The following is a 4,774-nucleotide window of genomic DNA, read 5'->3' on the forward strand; positions in this document are numbered from 1 at the left end:
TCCTGGGGCAGGAGGGGGCGGAGGAGTTCCTGTCGACCTACACCCACCTGATCGCGGGGGTCGCCGACGGCTACCTGCGCGAGGGCAAGCGGTTCGCTCAGGTCGCCATCGGCTGCACCGGAGGCAAGCACCGGAGCGTGGCGATCTCCGAGGAGCTGGTGAGCCGGCTCACCGGGCGCGGCGTCGACGCCCGGGCGGTGCACCGCGACCTGGGGCGGGAGTGACCCCCGTGCCACGCGAGGTCGCCCAGTCCGTCGTCGCCTTCGGGGGAGGGCACGGCCTGCACGCCTCCCTGTCCGCCCTGCGGCTGCTCGTCGACGACCTGGTCGTGGACGACCTCACCGCGGTCGTCACCGTCGCCGACAACGGCGGCTCGTCGGGCCGGCTGCGCGGGGAGTTCGGCGTGCTCCCACCCGGGGACCTGCGGATGGCCCTGGCCGCGCTCTGCGGCACCAACGACTGGGACGTGACCTGGTCGAAGGTCCTCCAGCACCGGTTCGCCGGGGAGGGGGAGATGAACGGGCACGTGGTCGGCAACCTGCTCATCGTCGGGCTCTGGGAGCTGCTCGGCGACCACGTGGACGCCCTCGACTACGTCGGCAGGCTGCTCGGGGCCACGGGCCGAGTGCTGCCGATGGCCCTGACCCCGATGGACATCACCGCCGAGGTCCGGGGCCTCGTGCCAGGGGACCCGGAGGCCCTCACCAGCGTCCGCGGTCAGGTGGAGATCGCGACCACCGACGGCATCATCGACTCGATCGCCCTGGTCCCCGCCGACCCGCCCGCGGCACCGGCGGCCCTGACCGCCATCGAACGGGCCGACTGGGTGGTCCTGGGCCCGGGCTCCTGGTTCACGTCGGTGATCCCGCACCTGCTGGTCCCGGCGCTGCGACGGGCCCTGGTCAGCACCGACGCCCGGATCGTCGTCGTCCTCAACCTCGTGGACGAGGTCGGTGAGACACCCGGGTTCGCCCCGGCCGACCACCTGGCGGTGCTCGCGGAGCACGCCCCGGATCTCAAGGTCCACACGGTGCTCGTCGACGCGGGCGGCCCGGCCGAGGACCTGGCCGAGCTGGAGCACGTCGTGGCGGCGTACGGCGCCTCGCTCGCGGTCCACGACGTGGCCGACAGCCCTGGCAGCGCACGCCACGACCCGGTCAAGCTGGCGGCGGCGTTCGCGGCGATCCTGGAGCAGTGACGAACCCCAGAACCCAGGCGCCACATGGGTTCCGGTGGGTTCCGAGGGTTGTTGACGTGCGTGCGAGGATCGCCCCATGGCGATGACGGCACAGGTGAAGTCCGAGCTGGCCAGCACCCAGACGACCAAGACCTGCTGTCGCAAGGCCGAGGTGGCCACCATGCTCCGCTTCGCCGGCGGACTGCACATCGTCAACGGCAAGATCGTGGTCGAGGCCGAGCTCGACACCGGTGCCGCCGCCCGTCGGCTGCGCACCGACGTGGCCGAGGTCTACGGCCACGACTCCGACGTCGTGATGGTGCAGGGCAACGGGATCCGCAAGGGCAGCCGCTACCTCGTGCGCGTGGTGAAGGACGGCGAGGCGCTGGCTCGCCAGACCGGTCTGCTCGACCAGCGCGGCCGCCCGGTCCGCGGCCTCCCCCCGGCGGTGGTCTCCGGTGGGGGATGCGACGCGGTGGCCGCATGGCGCGGCGCCTTCCTGGCGCACGGCTCGCTCACCGAGCCCGGCCGGTCGTCGTCGCTGGAGGTGACCTGCCCGGGTCCCGAGGCGGCGCTCGCCCTGGTCGGCGTGGCCCGCCGCCTCGGCATCCAGGCCAAGGCTCGCGAGGTCCGTGGGGTCGACCGGGTCGTGCTCCGGGACGGCGACCTGATCGGCCAGCTGCTCACCCGCCTGGGTGCCCATGAGTCGCTGATGGCCTGGGAGGAGCGCCGGATGCGCCGCGAGGTGCGCGCCACCGCCAACCGGCTGGCGAACTTCGACGACGCCAACCTGCGCCGTTCGGCCCGCGCCGCCGTGGCCGCGGGCGCCCGCGTCGAGCGAGCCCTGGAGATCCTCGGTGACGAGATCCCCGACCACCTGCGCCAGGCCGGCGACCTGCGGCTGGAGCACAAGCAGGCCTCGCTCGAGGAGCTCGGCCAGCTGCACGACCCGGTCCTGACCAAGGACGCGATCGCCGGCCGGATCCGCCGGCTGCTCGCCATGGCGGACCGCCGGGCCGAGGAGCTCGGCATCCCCGACACCGAGTCGTCCCTCACCCCGGAGATGTTGGCCGACGAGTAGAGCTGCCGACCCTTGGCCGCGGCGATCCCGACCGGCCCGATCAGCAGATGGTGACGCAGGCGCCGGCGCCGCGCGCCAGTGCCGAAAGACCCCTGGACCGGTGACCGAGCGCAGAGTTCGGCTACCCACCAGTCACCGATAAGGTCGGCTTGGAACGTTCCATCGACCTCAGGAGCAACAGATCGTGACTGTTCGCGTAGGCATCAACGGCTTCGGCCGCATCGGCCGCAACTTCTTCCGGGCCGTCGTGGCCTCAGGTGCCGACATCGAGATCGTGGCCGTCAACGACCTCACCGACAACAAGACGCTGGCGACGCTGTTGAAATACGACTCGATCCTGGGTCGCCTCGACGGTGACGTGACGCACACCGACACCGACATCACCGCCGCCGGACACACCTTCAAGGTCTTCGAGGAGCGCGACCCCGCCCAGCTCGACTGGTCCGGCGTGGGCGCGGACGTGGTCATCGAGTCGACCGGCTTCTTCACCGACGCGACCAAGGCCAAGGCGCACGTCGACGGCGGCGCCAAGAAGGTCATCATCTCGGCGCCGGCCAAGAACGAGGACGTCACCATCGTCTTCGGCGTCAACGAGGGCGACTACGACCCGGCGGCGCACACGATCATCTCCAACGCCTCCTGCACCACCAACTGCCTCGCGCCCATGGCCAAGGTGCTCAGCGACGAGTTCGGCATCGTCAAGGGCCTGATGACCACCGTGCACGCCTACACCGGCGACCAGAACCTGCTCGACGGCCCGCACAAGGACCTGCGCCGCGCTCGCGCCGCGGCGACCAACATCGTGCCGACCTCCACCGGCGCCGCCAAGGCGATCGGCCTGGTCATGCCCGAGCTCAAGGGCAAGCTCGACGGCTACGCGCTGCGGGTGCCGGTCCCGACCGGCTCGGCCACCGACCTCACCTTCGAGGCCGGCCGGGAGACCACCGTCGAGGAGGTCAACGCCGTGATGAAGGCGGCGGCGGACGGCCGCATCCTGCGCTACAGCGAGGACCCGATCGTCTCCAGCGACATCACCACCGACCCGGCCTCCTGCATCTTCGACGCCCCGCTGACGAAGGTCATCGGCAACCAGGTCAAGGTCGTCGGCTGGTACGACAACGAGTGGGGCTACTCGAACCGGCTGGTCGACCTGGTCGAGCTCGTCGGCAAGACGCTCTGAGGCACTGACCATGGGTGCGTACGCCGGGCTCGGCGAGGTCAGCGGGAAGCGCGTGCTCGTCCGGTCGGACCTCAACGTCCCGCTCGACGGCACCACGATCACCGACGAGGGCCGGATCAGGGCCAGCCTGCCGACGATCCGGGCACTCGCGGAGGCGGGTGCGCGGGTCGTGGTGACCGCGCATCTCGGCCGGCCCAAGGGCGCGCCCGAGGAGCGGTACAGCCTGCGCCCCGTCGCCGCGCGCCTGGGGGACCTGCTCGGCCGGGACGTCGAGTTCGCGACGGACACGGTCGGGGCGTCCGCCCAGGAGGTCGTGGCGGGCCTCGAGGACGGCCAGGTCGCGGTGCTCGAGAATGTCCGGTTCAACCCGGGCGAGACGAGCAAGGACGACACCGAGCGGGGCGCGTTCGCCGACCAGCTCGCGACCCTCGCCGACGCCTTCGTGAGCGACGGTTTCGGCGTCGTGCACCGCAAGCAGGCGTCCGTCTACGACGTCGCGCAGCGGCTCCCGCACGCGATGGGCGGCCTGGTGGCCGCCGAGCTGGAGGTCATGCGGCGGCTGACCGAGGACCCCGCGCGTCCCTACGCCGTGGTGCTGGGCGGCTCCAAGGTCTCCGACAAGCTCGGCGTCATCGACAACCTCATCCAGAAGGCCGACGAGCTGCTCATCGGTGGCGGCATGGTCTTCACGTTCCTCGCCGCCCAGGGGCACGGGGTGGGCAAGAGCCTCCTCGAGGAGGACCAGGTCGACGTCTGCCGGGAGTACCTGGTGCGCGCCGAGGAGGCGGGCGTCCGGATCGTGCTGCCGACCGACGTCGTGGTCGACACCGCGTTCCCGTCCGGCGACCGCGAGCCGGAACCGCAGGTGGTCCCCATCGACGCCATCCCCGACGACAGCATCGGCCTGGACATCGGCCCCGACTCCGGCCGGGCCTTCGCCGAGGTGGTCGCCGGCGCCGCCACCGTGTTCTGGAACGGCCCCATGGGGGTGTTCGAGACCCCGGCGTTCGCCGACGGAACCCGGGCGGTCGCCGAGGCGTTGACCGAGGTGACCGCCAAGGGTGGGCTCTCCGTCGTCGGTGGCGGCGACTCGGCCGCGGCGGTCCGCAAGCTGGGCTTCGCCGACGACGCGTTCGGCCACATCTCCACCGGTGGGGGCGCCAGCCTGGAGTTCCTCGAGGGCAAGACCCTCCCGGGAATCGCCGTCCTCGAAGACTGAAGGGTTTACTGACGCCTCGTGGCCACCACTCGTACCCCGCTGATGGCGGGCAACTGGAAGATGAACCTCAACCACCAGGAAGCGGTGGTGCTGGTCCAGAAGCTCGCCTGGACGCTG

General features: G+C 71.5%; 6 protein-coding genes. All 6 read left to right on the plus strand.

Annotated features, from left to right (window positions below):
* Nucleotides 1–224, plus strand: a 224-nt coding sequence (locus tag JHD21_RS20710; RefSeq protein WP_292679262.1) for an RNase adapter RapZ, incomplete at its 5' end; no start/stop codon positions are given.
* 5 nt (nt 225–229) lie between these two features.
* Nucleotides 230–1,198, plus strand: coding sequence for a uridine diphosphate-N-acetylglucosamine-binding protein YvcK (yvcK, locus tag JHD21_RS20715; RefSeq protein ID WP_292679265.1), 969 nt, complete (start codon nt 230–232; stop codon nt 1,196–1,198).
* 76 nt (nt 1,199–1,274) lie between these two features.
* On the plus strand, nt 1,275–2,258 hold the full coding sequence (gene whiA / locus JHD21_RS20720; RefSeq protein ID WP_292679268.1) for a DNA-binding protein WhiA: 984 nt from the start codon (nt 1,275–1,277) through the stop codon (nt 2,256–2,258).
* A gap of 184 nt (nt 2,259–2,442) precedes the next feature.
* Complete coding sequence (gene gap / locus JHD21_RS20725; protein ID WP_292679271.1) at nt 2,443–3,438, plus strand: type I glyceraldehyde-3-phosphate dehydrogenase; 996 nt, start codon at nt 2,443–2,445, stop codon at nt 3,436–3,438.
* Nucleotides 3,439–3,448: 10 nt separating this feature from the next.
* Nucleotides 3,449–4,657 carry a phosphoglycerate kinase gene (locus tag JHD21_RS20730; protein ID WP_292679274.1) on the plus strand — a complete coding sequence of 403 codons (1,209 nt, stop codon included), beginning with the start codon at nt 3,449–3,451 and terminating at the stop codon, nt 4,655–4,657.
* Nucleotides 4,658–4,699: 42 nt separating this feature from the next.
* The coding region (locus JHD21_RS20735; RefSeq protein ID WP_292679276.1) for a triose-phosphate isomerase at nt 4,700–4,774 on the plus strand (75 nt) is incomplete at its 3' end.

The sequence above is a fragment of the Nocardioides sp. genome (assembly GCF_016462705.1).
In the GTDB taxonomy this organism is placed as follows: Bacteria; Actinomycetota; Actinomycetes; order Propionibacteriales; family Nocardioidaceae; genus Nocardioides.

Bases quoted from the DNA above. Each gene is read 5' to 3' on its own strand.
- JHD21_RS20730 (WP_292679274.1), top strand. From the start codon at position 3,449: ATGGGTGCGTACGCCGGGCTCGGCGAGGTCAGCGGGAAGCGCGTGCTC.
- whiA (WP_292679268.1), top strand. From the start codon at position 1,275: ATGGCGATGACGGCACAGGTGAAGTCCGAGCTGGCCAGCACCCAGACG.